General features: G+C 51.3%; 14 protein-coding genes. 1 reads left to right on the forward strand and 13 read right to left on the reverse strand.

Annotated elements, in window-relative coordinates; genetic code table 11:
- Positions 1-6: 6 nt before the first annotated feature.
- The 9 genes from yqeH to ACFORK_RS16405 form a co-directional block, all read right to left on the reverse strand.
- Positions 7-1,134 (reverse strand): ribosome biogenesis GTPase YqeH, encoded by a 1,128-nt coding sequence (gene yqeH, locus ACFORK_RS16365; protein ID WP_379200759.1) that lies wholly within the window; start codon positions 1,132-1,134, stop codon positions 7-9.
- Positions 1,131-1,658: a YqeG family HAD IIIA-type phosphatase gene (locus ACFORK_RS16370; protein WP_379201233.1), complete on the reverse strand. Its 528-nt coding sequence runs from the start codon at positions 1,656-1,658 to the stop codon at positions 1,131-1,133. Before ACFORK_RS16370 ends, yqeH begins: the two co-directional genes overlap by 4 nt.
- A 91-nt stretch (positions 1,659-1,749) precedes the next feature.
- The gene (locus tag ACFORK_RS16375) at positions 1,750-3,984 is read right to left on the reverse strand and encodes a DUF4129 domain-containing transglutaminase family protein (protein ID WP_379200761.1); all 2,235 of its coding nucleotides are present in this window, start codon (positions 3,982-3,984) and stop codon (positions 1,750-1,752) included.
- A 1-nt stretch (position 3,985) separates the two neighbouring features.
- Entirely contained in the window at positions 3,986-5,230 is a 1,245-nt protein-coding gene (locus ACFORK_RS16380; RefSeq protein ID WP_379200763.1) for a DUF58 domain-containing protein, read from the reverse strand.
- A 1-nt stretch (position 5,231) separates the two neighbouring features.
- A complete protein-coding gene (locus tag ACFORK_RS16385; RefSeq protein WP_379200765.1) occupies positions 5,232-6,188 on the reverse strand; it encodes an AAA family ATPase in 957 nt (318 codons plus the stop codon).
- Between the two features lie 202 nt (positions 6,189-6,390).
- Positions 6,391-6,741 (reverse strand): stage V sporulation protein AE, encoded by a 351-nt coding sequence (gene spoVAE, locus ACFORK_RS16390; protein WP_379200767.1) that lies wholly within the window; start codon positions 6,739-6,741, stop codon positions 6,391-6,393.
- Positions 6,738-7,772: a stage V sporulation protein AD gene (spoVAD, locus tag ACFORK_RS16395; protein ID WP_379200769.1), complete on the reverse strand. Its 1,035-nt coding sequence runs from the start codon at positions 7,770-7,772 to the stop codon at positions 6,738-6,740. Before spoVAD ends, spoVAE begins: the two co-directional genes overlap by 4 nt.
- Before the next feature lie 2 nt (positions 7,773-7,774).
- The gene (gene spoVAC, locus ACFORK_RS16400; RefSeq protein ID WP_379201235.1) at positions 7,775-8,239 is read right to left on the reverse strand and encodes a stage V sporulation protein AC; all 465 of its coding nucleotides are present in this window, start codon (positions 8,237-8,239) and stop codon (positions 7,775-7,777) included.
- 169 nt (positions 8,240-8,408) lie between these two features.
- Positions 8,409-8,573, reverse strand: coding sequence for a hypothetical protein (locus tag ACFORK_RS16405; RefSeq protein ID WP_379200771.1), 165 nt, complete (start codon positions 8,571-8,573; stop codon positions 8,409-8,411).
- Between the two features lie 154 nt (positions 8,574-8,727).
- Here ACFORK_RS16405 and ACFORK_RS16410 point away from each other — a divergent pair, with 154 nt between their 5' ends.
- On the forward strand, positions 8,728-9,801 hold the full coding sequence (locus ACFORK_RS16410) for a M42 family metallopeptidase (protein WP_379200773.1): 1,074 nt from the start codon (positions 8,728-8,730) through the stop codon (positions 9,799-9,801).
- Positions 9,802-9,899: 98 nt separating this feature from the next.
- Here the strand turns inward: ACFORK_RS16410 and ACFORK_RS16415 are convergent, their stop codons facing one another.
- From ACFORK_RS16415 to ACFORK_RS16430, 4 genes are all read right to left on the reverse strand, one after another.
- Complete coding sequence (locus tag ACFORK_RS16415; RefSeq protein WP_379200775.1) at positions 9,900-11,051, reverse strand: mannitol-1-phosphate 5-dehydrogenase; 1,152 nt, start codon at positions 11,049-11,051, stop codon at positions 9,900-9,902.
- Positions 11,051-11,485, reverse strand: a complete 435-nt coding sequence (locus ACFORK_RS16420) for a PTS mannitol transporter subunit IIA (protein WP_066373444.1) — start codon at positions 11,483-11,485, stop codon at positions 11,051-11,053. The genes ACFORK_RS16415 and ACFORK_RS16420 overlap by 1 nt, the downstream gene beginning before the upstream one ends.
- Positions 11,486-11,501: 16 nt before the next feature.
- On the reverse strand, positions 11,502-13,568 hold the full coding sequence (locus ACFORK_RS16425) for a BglG family transcription antiterminator (RefSeq protein WP_379200778.1): 2,067 nt from the start codon (positions 13,566-13,568) through the stop codon (positions 11,502-11,504).
- A 108-nt stretch (positions 13,569-13,676) separates the two neighbouring features.
- Entirely contained in the window at positions 13,677-15,137 is a 1,461-nt protein-coding gene (locus ACFORK_RS16430; protein ID WP_379200780.1) for a PTS mannitol transporter subunit IIBC, read from the reverse strand.
- Positions 15,138-15,362 lie beyond the last annotated feature (225 nt).

Consider the following 15,362-nt stretch of genomic DNA (forward strand, 5'->3'; position numbering starts at 1 on the left):
CTCTTTCTAAATCAGCGAAGGGCGAGTAAGTACCTTCACGCCACGCGGAACGTGAACGGCCACAACCGCACCTTCCGTCCCATTGATTTTAATCCAGCCCAAACCGGAAATATATAGATCGCTAAGGCTATTCCGGCCAATACGGAATTCGTGGCGCTGCCACTGCGGCAGATCGTCCATAATATCCGCTGCTGGCGGAGACAGCATAACGCCGCGGTGATTCGCGTATAGCTCGTCTGCACGCTCAAGCTTTGTACGGTGAATTTTCAGTGTGCCGCTGATGAAGCAGGTAAACGACTGACGTTCCCCTTGCACAAAGTCAAAGCGTCCCAGGCCACCAAAGAAGAGACTCTGCCCTGCATTCAACTGATATACGGCCGGCTTCAGCGGATTCACAGGCATAACCGCATCCAGATCACGGCGGTTCACTAGTTCACTATAACGCCAAGGGTAGACAATCCCTGGAGTATCAATAATATAATGACCGTCGTCCAGCGGAATCTTCACAGTATCCAAGGTTGTACCCGGATAACGGGAGGTCGTCAATTCCTGATCCAGATCGCTATAGTCTGAGATCAGACGGTTAATCAGCGTGGATTTACCCACATTGGTTGCGCCTACGACATAGACATCACGTTGACCGCGCAGTTCAGAGACTGATTCCAACAGTCGGTCAAAGCCTTGGTTACGCTTGGCACTGCAGAGTACAATCTCCGCCGTACGCAATCCATGCTCTTTGCAACGCTGCTGTACCCAGTTGCGAACCTTGTTCCAGTTCGTAACCTTAGGCAACAAATCGCTTTTGTTCACTGCCAGAATGACAGGGTTGTTGCCGACAAAGCGCTGCAGACCCGAAATCAAACTGCCTTCAAAGTCGAACAAGTCGACGATATGAATGACAAGGGCATTCTTCTCGCCTACTCCGCTCAGCAGACGCAAAAACTCATCCTGATCTACCGAAACGGATGAAGCTTCATTATAGTTCTTGATCCGGAAACAACGCTGACAGATCACGGGCTCCCGATTAAAAGCCGACTCAGGAATAAAGCCTGGAAGCTCTCTGTCCTCGGTCTGAAGCTTGATGCCGCAGCCACTGCATTTAACAGGGTGCTGTATTTCACTGTGTTGATTCATTGGGGTTTTTCCTCCTCGTGCCACAATCCTTTTTTGCGGAGCCTGCTTTGGGCGATCCGCTCTACCCGACGGTTGATCCTTGTGCCGAACCCCTCATCCTTAATGGAAATAGGTAGCACAAGCACCGTATACAGACCAAGCCGGTTGCCTCCATATACATCGGTCAGCATCTGATCCCCCACCACAATCGTTTGTTTAGGTGACAGATCCATCATCTGCATGGCCTTATAAAAGGGAGCATTGATTGGCTTGCGGGCTTGATGTACAAATTCAATATTGAGCGGTGTGGCAAAACGCGAGACCCGATCCATATTATTATTGGATACAATAATCAGCTTGAAACCTAGCTCCTTCACCTTCTGGAACCATACCAGCAGTTCAGTAGTCGCTAACGGCGCCTTCGCGCCGACCAGCGTATTATCCAGATCCGTAATGATGCCCCGGTAGCCCTGCTGATACAGCTCTTCCAGAGCGATATCGAACACCGTATTTACCCGGAGCTTCGGGACCAACTTTTCAAACAATACGTTCACCTCGATTTCATACAAAAAACTATATCATACTCTATGGTCTTCGCAAACAAAGCCAAGGCAGAATTTCTTCTGCCCCGGGGCTTCATCTGCCGGCTTTCATGCTTTTCCGCAGCCGCAAAGCTTCAGTATACACTGTGCGCCAGTCTTTGTCTTCTATAACATCCGGACTGTATTTCGCCTGTTCAAACATGCTGAGCAGAACCGCTAAATTTTCAGCTGCTGACGGCCGTTCCTTGCTCCAGCGAGCCACCGATTCACGCAGCGTTTCATGGGTTTCCTTCCTCATTCCTCTGCGCCGCATATATTTGACCCACCGCCCGGTCTCAATCAAGACTTTCTGATCCGGGGTCAATGGACCGCCGCCTTTCAGGCGCTGCAGCAGAAAACGAAGCTTGAGACGGTGATTCCAGAGCTGGAATCCAGCCCACATCACTAGTACCGCCGCAGCTGCGACCACTGCCCAGGTTCCTATGCGGAATCCTTTTTGATCTGCCGCTGCAGCTTTGGCTGCCTTCTCTTGTTCTTCCTGGTCCTGCTGATCATTTAGAGGATCACGGTCTGGGGTCTCATTCTGTACCAATAATGGAACATTGAAGCCTGGTGTTGCCTCGACAGGAACCCAGCCATAATCCCCAAAATACACCTCGGCCCAGGAATGAGCGTCCGCATCTGTAATCGTATAATTGTTATTGAATGCTCCACCCGGTCGCATCCCCAGATTATCCGGCAGCTCAGGTTGCTCTCCCGGCGCATAACCCTTCACCCAGCGAGCAGGGATATTCAGGGAACGAGCCATCGTGACAAATGCGGTAGAGTAGTAATCGCAGTACCCTTCCTTGATCTCAAACAGAAAGCTATCCACAAAATCAGAACTCTTGGCATGCGAAAGATCTGGCTGATTGGTGTATGGAAAGTTCAGCTGTAAATATTGTTGCAATAGCGCCGTTTTTTCATACGGGGTGCTGGCATCGGCCGTAATCTCCCGAGCCAGCTCCTTGACGCGATCCGGGAAAGACGCCGGCAACTTCAGCAGCGCCGGGTCGATTTCCTTCCCGCCGTACAATTGATCAAAGCTCTTCTTGCTGAGTTCCTGAACAGGAACGACCGGGATCGCCGAAGTCAGTTCATAGGTCTGAGGGTAGGGCCGTTTCTTTCCATCCGCGTCCCACAGCATCTCACTGTCCCGATTCCGCCAGAACAGGCCATCGCTCTGTGCTTCTTCGTTAACAGAATCGACGGTTGCAATGGAATAGCCCCCGAAGATTACTGGATACTCATAGCTGTTCAGCATTTTTACCGTTTGCTTTAACTCGCGGGTCTTTCCTTTCGTTGGAACAGCATTCAGGGTTGCACCGATCTCTGTAGCTTGAAGCGGACCTCTTGTCTGCCTGTCGTCATCGGTCCAGCCTTTCCCCGAATATACAATTCGGGTCTCTCCACGCATGTACGTGCGCAGATCGGATATTACGCTCATTACGGGCGCATAATCAAAATTGAATCCACCGCCCAACTTGCTATCATCCAAGCTGTACCCGGACGAGGTCTTGTTAGCGAAATTCTTCCCAGCGCTCGTCTCTGTTGAGCTTGAGAAGCCGCCACCGACACCCGCTCCATCGCCATTCCATTCTTTCCAAGCCGTATAGGGGTCAGTCAATGTAGGTCGAACCTCTGGCATATTAATGCCTGTAAGAATAACCAATGAAAAAATAATGGCGATATTCACAACTGCTTTCAAGGGATAATCCAGCAAATAAGACCAGCCATGCGGATAGCGTACCTGAAAGCTGCGCAGATGCTGGCTGACCAGCCAACCCATCCCTGCGAACACTGTCCACGCAACCTCCTGCCACAACACGGATGATGTGAAGGAATCCAAGGCACCGAAGGCAGCAATGTTCATCCCAATAAACATCAGAATGCGCGCCTTCGTATTGACCCACCATGAGGCCAGCAACAACAACGCCCACGCCCCAAGAACGAAGCCCAGATACGGTGCAGACCGACTCGCGATATCTGTCAGCCATTCTCCTTTTGTCTGATAAATGATCTCCGTATCATAAATTCCAAAATGCAGCAGCGTTCTGTACAAGAGATACAGCACTGTACAGGCTTCGATCAACAGGCGATAAGGTCGCTGAATGGGCAATAATATTTCTATAATTGCTACAGCAACAAGAACGATCAGCACGGAGGCTGTCGTCTCTTGCAGCCAGATCGGATTAGAATAAGAAAGCCATTGCAGGGCAATGATGATCACCCATAATAGGCTGAACGCATAATGCCAAGATGATTTCAGCAGATTAAGCCAGCTTTTCATATCAGGACTCCCCTCCCAATACAGCAGGAAGTTCATGCAGCGAAGCGATGCTGTAGCCTGTAACCCCGCGTGCCTTCAGAATCTCCAGCCAGCTCCCGCTGCGATTCATCCCTGCAGGGTTCTGCACATGAAGATGGGAAGGGGTCATGCCACGGCTTTCCGCCCAGCGCAAAGTCTCCAGCACAGTGTGTCCACTCTTCGGGCTGACCAGTACGAAATAAGCCCCCTTGGGGAACATTCGATGTGCCTTCTCCAGCCGGGCCACAATTGAACCCTGACCCTCGGCGTTGATATCTATCAGGTAATGCACCATCTTCTGTCTCTCTGCCCCGCTCTCAGCGGGTGAGAAGACCTTGGTGGTCTTATCCAGACAGCATAAGCCGATGCCAATTCGCTCACGGATCCCAAAGCCAAGCAGTGAAGCCGTTATCGAGATCGCCAGTTCCAACTGTGCAGCCGTATCATATGCTCCTGAACCGCTGTCCAAGACGATCATGGTCTTAGGAATCGATTCGTGTTCGAATTCCTTGGACTTCCAAGCTCCGGTCTTGGCAGTAGCATTCCAGTGAATACGAGTCAGTCGATCGCCGTACACATAATCGCGAACACCGTTGATTTGCGTAGTCTCGCGTCTGGACTGAGCCAGGGAGACCTGCGGACCAGCCAGCCTTGATTTGCGCTCATACAGTTGCCAGCGCGGAATGAATATCGCCCGCGGGAGAACACGGAACTGACCTCCGGTCGTAAAGGAGCCTTTGTGCTCCACGAGTCCGAAGATATCCTCGCTTAAGACATCTGTCTCCCCGAAGGTATAGCTGCCGCGTTCCATTGGAGGTGTCTGAAAACGTAGCTCTCCTTCACCCCTGAGATTCGTAATCAGGCTATCTTCGAATACCCAGCTCTCGCCGTTATGTCGCTTCATAACTTCACGAACAATAACATAGGGCAGCGGGAGAAACCCGGGGATCGTTACGTTAAGCCGTACTCGCAGATGTCCGCCTGCAGACAGCAGATCGGGCTTCTCCTGCTCTGAATGGAAGCTGCGGGAGCCGGTAGCTCGGCGAACACCGCCGAGCCCTCCGATAATTAAGTAGAGAATGAGAACAGAAACCATGATAAACAGCATAATTGATGTTTTTCCACCCTGAAACAGTACGTACAGCAGTGTGATGCCCCAAATTGCGAGGATGCCGGCAAGCTTCGCCGGCTGGATGACAGCGGCCGCCGCAGACAAATAACGTCTCATGTTATTGCCTCATCGTGACAGGCACATGGATATTTTGCAGGAGCTTCTGTAGCAGGGAATCAACACCAATATTATCCAGACGGGATTCCGGACGCAGCAGAATCCGGTGTGACAATGCATAAGGGGTCAGAATCTTAACATCATCAGGCAGCACATAATCACGCCCTTGCAGGAAGGCAAAGGCTTTGCAAGCCATCATGAAGGATAGAGAGGCACGCGGGCTTGCACCCAATAACACCAGTGGATGCTCACGAGTCATCCGTACCACATCCAGCAAATAGTTCAGCACAGGCTCGCTGATGTAGACGTCACGGATCTCTTCTTGAATGGCAGCAATCTGCTCCATGCTGGTGACCGGCGTAAGCTTGTCTACCGGCTGTCCATCCTGATGGGTAAGCAGCAGCGTTTTCTCTGTCTCCGCATCGGGATAACCCAGGCTGATTCGCAACATGAACCGGTCCAGCTGGGCTTCCGGCAATGTATACGTCCCCTCAAAATCAATGGGGTTCTGAGTCGCACAAAGCATAAACGGATGTGGAAGCGTATACGTCTCACCGTCTACGGTGACATTGCGTTCTTCCATCACTTCAAGAAGTGCGGATTGTGTCTTGGTCGTGGCGCGGTTAATTTCATCTGCGAGCAATATGTTCGTCATGACCGGTCCCGGGCGGAAGTGGAACATTTCGTCCTTCGGGTGATAGACGGACACACCGGTAATATCACTCGGCAGAATGTCAGGATTGCACTGGATGCGGCGATATTCACCGGACATGGATCTGGACAGTGCACGAATCAGTTGAGTCTTACCCGTACCCGGCACATCCTCAATAAGGACGTGGCCGCCGGCGAGCATTGCCGTCAGCAGGAGCTGTATTTCGAATGATTTTCCAAGGATGCAGGATTCAAGGTTGTGGCGTACAGTGTTCATGGTATGCATAGATTCTTGACGTACGGGCATGAATGGTAAACCTCCTATGTCAGAATGAAGCAGTATTAATGTTATTTTACATGATTAGGGGGCCCAAAGTACATTATGGAAGCAATCGAATTACAGATGATGTTGTTTCTATATATGTAAAAAGTCACTTTCCAAGACCCTTTTTCCTGCGCACAAAAAAACAAGCCGGGAATGTCATCCCAGCCTGCTTGTTAAGTACCCCTTATCCTCTCGGTCTGACCAGAAGTGCAGCCAGAAACGAGAACACAATGGCCGATGAAACACCGGCACTTGTAATATCGAAAATCCCGGTTACTACGCCGATCCATCCATCCCGCTGCAGTTCAGTCAGCGCCCCGTGCACCAAGGAATTACCAAAGCTTGTTATAGGTACAGATGCGCCTGCACCCGCGAATTTAACGAGCGGATCATATAAACCGAAGGCATCGGCAATTGCGCCCGCTACGACGAGTGTACTCATGGTATGCGCAGGCGTCAGCTTCAGCACGTCGAACATTAGTTGGCCAATTACACAGATTGCTCCGCCGACCAGAAAGGCCCACAAATAAATCATGCTCCTTCACCTCCACTCTCCAGGGAAACTGCATGAGCAACACATGGTATGCTCTCACCCTGTTGATAGGATATAGGGGACAGTAATGCGCCTGTAGCGACTACTAATACCCTTTTCAGCTCACCTTTTCTCAGACGCTTCAAAATATGGCCATAAGTCACCACTGCGGAGCAGCCACAGCCGCTTCCTCCTGCAATGACGTACTTCTGCTTCTCCAGATCATAAATGAGCAGACCGCAATCATCGAACCGGGTCTGTTCCATCGGTATCCCTTCCTTAGCCAGCAATGTCTTGGCGATCGGCAGGCCTACGGAGGCCAAATCTCCGGTTACAATAAGATCATAATGTCCAGGGGAGAGAGTGGTGTCACGGAAATGAGCCGTAATGGTGTCTGCTGCAGCCGGCGCCATAGCATTCCCCATATTAAAGGGGTCGGTAACTCCTAAATCCATTACTCGTCCAATTGTGGCATGCGTTACTACCGGCCCTTTGTTAGAACCATCATTACGGCCGACGACAGCACAACCTGAGCCTGTGACAGTATACTGCGCGGTAGGCGGCTTCTGCGACCCGTACTCCGTTGGAAAGCGAAACTGCTTCTCCACCGTGCAGTTGTGACTGGCGGTTCCGGCCAGCGCAAGCTTGGCCCCGCCTGTATCCACAATCATGGACGCAAGGGCCAAACTCTCCATAGACGTAGAACAAGCACCGAATACCCCAAGGTAGGGGACTCCAAGCTTACGGGCTGCAAAAGAGCTGCTGATAATCTGATTCATCAGGTCGCCCCCAACAAAGAAATCCAGATCCTCCTGCTTCACACCAGCATTAATCAGTGCCAACTGAGAGGCTTTCTCGAACAGCGCCCGTTCTGCCTTCTCCCAAGTCTTCTCCTCCATCTTCAGCGAGTCATAAATGAAGTCAAAATCCGCGGCCAGCGGCCCCTCTCCTTCCTCTGGACCGACAACAGAGGAAGCACCCAAAATAACAGGTCTTGAAGTGAACTCCCAGGTCTGGCTGCCAAGCTGTTTCATATTTAATGTGCACCTCCCCAGCCCATCAAGGCGTAGATTACACCAATGATGAATGCTGCAACGGTTCCGAATACAATAACAGAACCCGCCAGCTTAAACATATTGCCACCCACACCAAGCACAAGCCCTTCAGCCCGATGCTCCAGCGCTGCGGAACACATGCTGTTGGCAAAGCCCGTAACCGGCACCGCTGTGCCAGCTCCAGCCCATTGCGCCAGCTTGTCATAGACACCAAAGCAGGTCAGGATGACGGAGATGAGAATCAGTGTGGCTACCGTAGGACTTGCCGCTACCTTGGAGCTCATTCCGAAGATCGCCATATAGGCTTCCTGGATACCTTGTCCGATCAGACAAATTAAACCGCCAGCTAGAAAGGCGCGAATACAGTTTTTCCCGACAGGACGGGCAGGGACATAAGGCTTGGACAATTTCTCATAAGACTCCGGGGTCAAGGAATCGAGCTTCAGCTTAACCCCTGATCGCTTTGTTTTAACCGGCAATGAGCATACCTCCTATCGTTTAGCGAAGAGGAGCCTGCAGCAGTCGGTTCCTGCTAGTACAGGCTCCAGAACTGTCTTCGCTTAGAAGTTTTTCCTTATTGTTCGCTATCCGGTCCCTCCTTATGTCCTCCTGTGCTCAGGTAAAATAAAGCAGGATTACAATAAGCAGCAAAAACAATATCAAGATGAATACCGCTTCATTCGGCGGACCATAGCGAGGACTATATCTGCGCCGGACACCATATCCATAGACAGCCCGGGTCTGCAGCTTTCCCTGGGGCTTGCTTCCGACAACCCTCATCGTTATCAATCGCTTCCTTTCTTTCAGCCCCTGCCATCAGGGCTACTTCTGCATAGTATTCGTGGAGACGACGCCCTGTGTCGTTTTATCCGCGAGACGTGGACAAGTCGTTCCAAAATGTTCATACTATACGTTAGTAAAGGAGCGATTGCATATGAATCAAGAAACACTCGATTTGTTCAAAACACTTACCGAATTCCCTTCAGCCCCGGGCTTCGAGCGTGAGCTACGCGCCTATGTCAAAGAGGCTATGTCCCCTTATACCGACGAATTCGTCCAGGACCGCCTCGGCAGCCTGTTCGGTGTGCTACGCGGTGAAGAGAATGGTCCTAAGATCATGGTCGCGGGACATTTCGACGAAGTCGGCTTTATGGTTACTGGCATCACTGACAACGGAATGATCAAGTTCCAGCCACTAGGCGGATGGCTCTCCTCTGCTGTCTCTTCCCAAAGGCTGCACATCATTACACCGAATGGTCCGCTGACAGGGGTAGTAGGAAGCACTCCGATCCACCTGCTGAGCAATGAGGAGCGCACCAAGACAAGCGATATCGGCAAAATGTACATCGACATCGGTGCAGACAGCCGTGAGGAAGCTCAAAGCTTCGGCGTAAAGCCAGGTCAACAGATCGTGCCGATCTGTCCGTTCACTCCACTGGCCAATCCTAAGAAGATCCTTGCTAAAGCCTGGGATAACCGCTACGGTGTCGGACTGGCTCTGGAGCTTGTCAAAGAGCTATCCGGTAAAAAGCTACCGAACACCGTATACGCCGGAGCCACCGTGCAGGAAGAAGTTGGCCTGCGGGGCGCCCGGACAGCTGCCAACCTGCTCAATCCGGATATTTTCTTCGGCCTGGACGCTAGCGCAGCTGCCGACATGACTGGTGATCGTCAGGCCTTTGGCCAACTTGGACAGGGAGCGCTTCTGCGCATCTACGACCCAACCATGATTACCCACCGCGGTCTGATCGAGTATGTACAGGATACTGCCGATACTCACCGTATCAAATATCAGTATTTTGTCTCCCAAGGCGGAACGGATGCAGGACAGGTGCATGTCAGCGGTATCGGCATTCCTTCTGCGGTAATCGGGATCTGCTCCCGCTATATCCACACGGCTTCCTCTGTCATCCACAGCGATGATTACGCAGCCGCCAAGGAACTGCTGATCAAGCTGGTGGAAGGGCTTGACCGGACCACCCTGCAGACGATCCTGGAGAATAGCTGATCAGGACAAGCATATTTAAATAAAACAAAGACGGCCGGGAGATGATCCCAGCCGTCTTTGTTTTATGCTTTATTTCAATGCTATAGCAAAGGTCAGTTCTAATTAGCCTTTAACTTGTCATACTCCGCCAAGACAGACTGATGCACCTTGTGATCAGCAGCAAGACCGGTATATTTAGCTACCGTTTCCGATAGTCCGATGTCTGCAAGGGAAGTCTGAAGCTCAACTGCTTCCGGATCATCCTTAACATCAAACAGCAGCGCTGCTGCCATCGAACGTGTCAGTGCTGTGAAGCCCAATCCTGCAGCATATGCCTGACTGACCGGAGAAACGAGGCGATCGTTCGGAGACAGCTTGCGGATCGGAGAACGTCCGACACGAGAAACTTCATCTGTCAGCGCCGGATTACGGAAACGCTCCAGAATTTTATCAATATACTTGCCGTGCTCCGCCTTATCAAACCCATGCTTGTTCACCAAAACTGCACCGGTCTCTTCCAGCACTTCCCGCACACGTGCAGTCAACTCATCATCAGCCATCGCCTGCTGAATTGTCTCATAGCCCTTCAAGTAGCCCAAGTAAGCCGCAGAACAGTGACCAGTGTTCACTGTGAACAGTTTACGTTCGATGTATGGCTCCAGGTTATCTACATAGTGGACCCCGTTTACAGGTGTGTAGCCCGGAATCATCTGCGAAGCATCCACTACCCATTCATAGAATGGCTCGACAACCACCTTCAGGATATCCTCATGCTGCTGCAGCGGGACAATCCGGTCCACAGCGGCATTCGGAAATGCAACTGAAGCATCCGCTTTGCGTCTGGTCTCTTCGTCCAGCTTAGCATATACCAGCTCCTTGAGCTGTGCACTGCCGCCGATGGCATTCTCGCAGGCAATGACATGCAGTGGGGCCGGGGAACCGGCAAGCCGGCGGGTAATCCCTTCCGCAACGGCACCTGCAATATGTTTCAGAATGGATACACCTACAGCGGTAGTCACCAGATCAGCATCGGCAATAGCTGCCGCTACTTCATCCCCGTGTGTGACACTGCTGAGTGCAGTAACATTACGAACAATAACTGTCTCCTGACCTTCGCTGGCCAAAGTAACAGGATATTCACCACGCTGCTGAAGCTGCGAGACGAATGCCTCATTCACATCGACGAAAGTAACCTCATACCCGGCCTGGGACAGCAGAAGGCCAATAAACCCTCTGCCGATATTGCCTGCGCCAAAGTGTACGGCCTTCATTACTCCAAGCCTCCTTCGAAGATGGCAAGAACATCGGCCGGTGTCGCTGCACTCATGACACGCTCGATGGCATCATCTTCGCTGAAGATCATCGCTACATTGGTCAAGATCTCCATATGTCCGTCACCAGCTGCGGCAATACCAATCACGACAAAAGCAGGTTCATCGCCGCCAAAGTCCACCCCATCCGGGAAGCGCAGAATCGACAGTCCAGTGGATTTGATAAATGGTCTGCCTTCCTTCGTACCGTGCGGAATAGCCAAGCCTTCGCCCATGTAAGTGGAAACTACCTCTTCGCGGTCCAGCATTTTCGGAATATATTCTTCGGTTACATGACCTGCGTCTACCAATAACTGCCCGGCCATTCGAATGGCTTCATATTTATCCTTGGCAGTTGCGTTCATCATTACTTTATTCTCAGACAGTATACTCATATGGTTTCTCTCACTTTCAAAGTTTATTTTCGAAAAAACGTAAAAGTTCGGACGACAGATACCGCCGGATTTCCGACTCCGCCCTTTCCTCCAGCAGCTTCACCAGCTCTGAATTGAGCAGCATAGCGCTGATCTCGCTCAGGACCTCCAGACTTTCCTTGGACAGCTTGCGCGGGGCAAGCATGAGCAGGATGACCCTGACTTCCGTCTCACCATCCAGCTTGACCGGCTGTTCCAACCGGTATAGGGTCAGGGAAGACTTATGAATATGGCTACTACGGGTATGGAATAGTGCCAGCCGAGTATCTGGAATCACCTGACTGGCCATTCGTTCCCGCTCCAAAAGCCGGTCCAGCACCAGCCCTGTGTCGCCGATCACACCAAAGTCCGCAATCATGTCGAGCATGACGGCCAAGGTAGCCGGCAGATTCATCCCGCTATTGTCTAGCGAATAGAGACGGAAGCGTTCAATCAGACTGATCATCTCTTCCAAGATGACGCTATAACTCTTCATTCGGTCGTAAGCAGCTTCTTCCCGAACTACAGTCCCTGATTCACCTGCAGGAGTTTCTTCACGTTCTTTCGGTACAGTATTTTGTATATAGCTCATCAGCTTTTCTATTTCTTCCCCTGTCAGCAGGGGGCTGATCTTAATATATCGATCACCCGGCAAGGGTAAATCGATGGTCGAGATAATAAGGTCATAATCCTCTTCCGGCAGTCGAGCTGCCTCATACCAGGAGACATTGCCCATAACCTCAATTTGCGGCAGCTCCTTATTAAGCCTGGTGGCCAGCAGCCGTGAAGAGCTCAGTCCGCTGGCACAGACCAGAATGGCCCGCACACTGCGCCTGAGCTGATTCAGTCTTTCCATAGATGCGCCAAAATGCATCACCAGAAAGCCAATCTCCTCATCAGGAATGACGAGATCCAGGTTCAGATCTTCCACCGAATCCCGGACGGTCTGGAACAAATACTCAAAATCCTTACGGATCGGACCCAGAAGGGGATTACGGATACGGGTTCCTTCACGAATCCGCTTCAGCGCGGGATTGATATGCTCGATCACGCCCTCCCGAAGCGAACGGTCGCGCAGGAATGGAACCCCAGTCCGCCTCGCGATGCTATCCGTGAGTCTGTAGACAATCTCCACTAGCTCGATGTCCCCGTACGCAAAGCCGGTGGAAGAGAACGACTCCTGCACCCGATCGAACAGTCCCGCGATGTAGAGAATTTCTGTTCGCGGAAATGTCAGACCCAGGATATGATTCAGTTGATGAACGAATTGCTCCGAAGCAGCAATATTCCGATGGTCTGACATCCGCGGGTACCCCACATCTTCCGTGAGATCGATTTCCCTGCCAATGCATATCCGTCTTACGGTTACTGACAGCCCCAGCAGCAGCTCCATATAGACGATTTCGGGCAGCTCCGCGGTCCATTTCCATTCCATATCCCAGAGCGTATTCTCTACATCCATCAGTTTGTTCTTGCCCACACTAGACAGCAGCATAGTGAACACCGGATTACCTTGTGCAGGCATCAAATGGCCAACCAGGTCCGACTGGTCCAGATGCTCAGCAGCCAGACGGCCAATAGCCCGGCGTTTATCCACTTCGGTGCCGGTAATTTCCACGCCATATCCGCGCCTTCGGACGAGCTTCAGACCAAATTTGCGCACCCACGGCTCGAGTTCATCCAGATCATAGCTGATAGTCGCTACGGTCACTTTCAGCGAATGAGCCAGTGCAAAGAGCTTTACCGGCTCTTCCGCTTCCAGCAGGGAGCATAGCTCATAGATCTTGCGATCCTCCCCGGAATATTCCGCCGGCTTCTCTTCCCGCAAGTATATCCGTAATTCCTCAAGGCCATCTTCCGGACCACTGAGCTGAATTCCCTTCCCGGATTTCCTACTCAAGTCCAGACCAAAATCCTTCAGGATGCCCTCAATATCCTCCATTTCCCGGTGAACGGTGCGGACACTGACTCCAGTGTCCGCAGCGATCTCGGCAGCGGTGATCTCTTCGTTCACCCCAAGGAGAAGTCCTATCATTTGTCGCTGTCTGGCGGTCATTTTCCTCATTCCCGGAACCCTCGCCTACATGGAGACAAACGCTGGCATAAATGCCGCCAGCGTCTCCCTTATTTAATCCTAAACTACTCTTGATTGATTATCCTACACATTTATCACTTATTTCAAACGCTCGACAAGCTCATCGTACTTCGGACTCTTCAGGAAGTTGTCGATAGAGATGTGCTCCGCCTTTGGATTGCTGGCAATCGCGCGGTCAGTCAGCGTTTTTTGGGTGACAACAATATCGGCATCCGCTGGAATTTCACTGACTGCGGAGTTCACAACTGTAATGTTAACCCCTGCGGCCTGCAATTTCTTTCTCAGCACGGAGGCCCCCATCGCACTGGAACCCATACCTGCATCACAAGCGAAGACAATCTTATTCACATCTTCTTTGCGGCGAACGTTTCCTGTGCTCGCTGCACTTGCGTTTGCACTAGCTTGTGGAGCTGCTGCTACTGGAGCTGCGGTGTTTCCGGCAGCTTTCATGTCTTGCATTTTGGCTGTTGCTTCTTCAATATCATTCTCTTCGTTATTCTTCTTGCTTGTCTTGAGAAGAACAGAAGCGATAAGGAAGGATACAACAGTTGCTACAATGACTCCGGCGAACATCGGCAGGTAACCACCTTTAGGCGTCATGGCGATGTAAGAAATGATACTGCCTGGAGAAGTTGCACCTGTCAGACCTGCACCAAGCATCTGGAAGGTGAACGTACCGGACACACCACCACCGATAACCGCCAGGATCAGGCGCGGATTCATCAGAATGTACGGGAAGTAAATCTCATGAATACCACCCAGGAAGTGAATGATAACTGCACCTGGTGCGGAAGCCTTAGCGGAACCGCGTCCAACCAGCCAGTAGGCCAGCAAAACACCGAGACCCGGACCTGGGTTGGATTCCAGCATGTACAGAATGGATTTTCCCAGTCTCAAGGATTCTTCAGCAGCAATTGGTGTAAGAATACCATGGTTGATCGCGTTGTTCAGGAACAAAATTTTTGCTGGCTCGATAATAATGTTAACGAGTGGCAGCAGGTGATGGTTCACCAAGAATTCTACACCTGAGGACAATGCGTTCGTCAAAGCTTGAATCAGCGGCCCGATCCCCTTGAAGGACACGATAGCCAGAATACCTCCGATAATACCAATCGAGAAGTTGTTGACCAGCATCTCAAAGCCTGCTCTGATCTTACCTTCCACAGCCTTGTCGAACTGCTTCAGTATCCAGCCTGACAAAGGTCCAACAATCATTGCTCCAAGGAACATTGGGATTGATGCACCCACGATGACACCCATAGTAACAATTGCCCCGATTACGCCACCGCGCTTGCCGTGAATCATCGTTCCGCCCGTGTAACCAATTAACAGCGGCAGTAGATAAGTAATCATTGGGCCAACCAGGGTTGCCAGCTTCTCATTCGGCCACCAGCCAGTTGGAATGAATAAAGCCGTAATCAAGCCCCAAGCGATAAATGCCCCGATATTCGGCATAACCATACCGCTAAGGGTACGGCCAAATTGTTGGACTTTCACCCGTGCACCACCGGATGAAGATTGTTTTGTTTCCGTGGCCATTGCAATAAGCCCCCTTAAAATTTATTCAAGCGGGACATCTTTACGTCTTCGGTGTAAAGGAAATCCCCTATGACCACATCGTAAATCAAAGCGCTTTCTTTGTCACCAAATTGAAAACACGGTTTCGTCATGAACGTTGTTGACAACATTTAAGAATTCCTGCCAATTGGAATCAAACGCCCGAAAAGCCGCAGAACGGCGCGGAAAAATCGCCTTTCAGCCTTC

It is taken from the genome of Paenibacillus sp. GCM10012306 (genome assembly GCF_042649265.1).
GTDB lineage: Bacteria > Bacillota > Bacilli > Paenibacillales > Paenibacillaceae > Paenibacillus_AQ.

What these genes read in the sequence shown, in the direction of transcription:
- ACFORK_RS16420 (WP_066373444.1), bottom strand. Translation starts at nt 11,485, where the DNA reads ATGAGTATACTGTCTGAGAATAAAGTAATGATGAACGCAACTGCCAAG.
- ACFORK_RS16430 (WP_379200780.1), bottom strand. Translation starts at nt 15,137, where the DNA reads ATGGCCACGGAAACAAAACAATCTTCATCCGGTGGTGCACGGGTGAAA.
- ACFORK_RS16380 (WP_379200763.1), bottom strand. Translation starts at nt 5,230, where the DNA reads ATGAGACGTTATTTGTCTGCGGCGGCCGCTGTCATCCAGCCGGCGAAG.
- ACFORK_RS16375 (WP_379200761.1), bottom strand. Translation starts at nt 3,984, where the DNA reads ATGAAAAGCTGGCTTAATCTGCTGAAATCATCTTGGCATTATGCGTTC.
- spoVAE (WP_379200767.1), bottom strand. Translation starts at nt 6,741, where the DNA reads ATGATTTATTTGTGGGCCTTTCTGGTCGGCGGAGCAATCTGTGTAATT.
- ACFORK_RS16405 (WP_379200771.1), bottom strand. Translation starts at nt 8,573, where the DNA reads ATGAGGGTTGTCGGAAGCAAGCCCCAGGGAAAGCTGCAGACCCGGGCT.
- ACFORK_RS16385 (WP_379200765.1), bottom strand. Translation starts at nt 6,188, where the DNA reads ATGCCCGTACGTCAAGAATCTATGCATACCATGAACACTGTACGCCAC.
- spoVAD (WP_379200769.1), bottom strand. Translation starts at nt 7,772, where the DNA reads ATGAAACAGCTTGGCAGCCAGACCTGGGAGTTCACTTCAAGACCTGTT.
- ACFORK_RS16425 (WP_379200778.1), bottom strand. Translation starts at nt 13,568, where the DNA reads ATGAGGAAAATGACCGCCAGACAGCGACAAATGATAGGACTTCTCCTT.
- ACFORK_RS16415 (WP_379200775.1), bottom strand. Translation starts at nt 11,051, where the DNA reads ATGAAGGCCGTACACTTTGGCGCAGGCAATATCGGCAGAGGGTTTATT.
- yqeH (WP_379200759.1), bottom strand. Translation starts at nt 1,134, where the DNA reads ATGAATCAACACAGTGAAATACAGCACCCTGTTAAATGCAGTGGCTGC.
- ACFORK_RS16410 (WP_379200773.1), top strand. Translation starts at nt 8,728, where the DNA reads ATGAATCAAGAAACACTCGATTTGTTCAAAACACTTACCGAATTCCCT.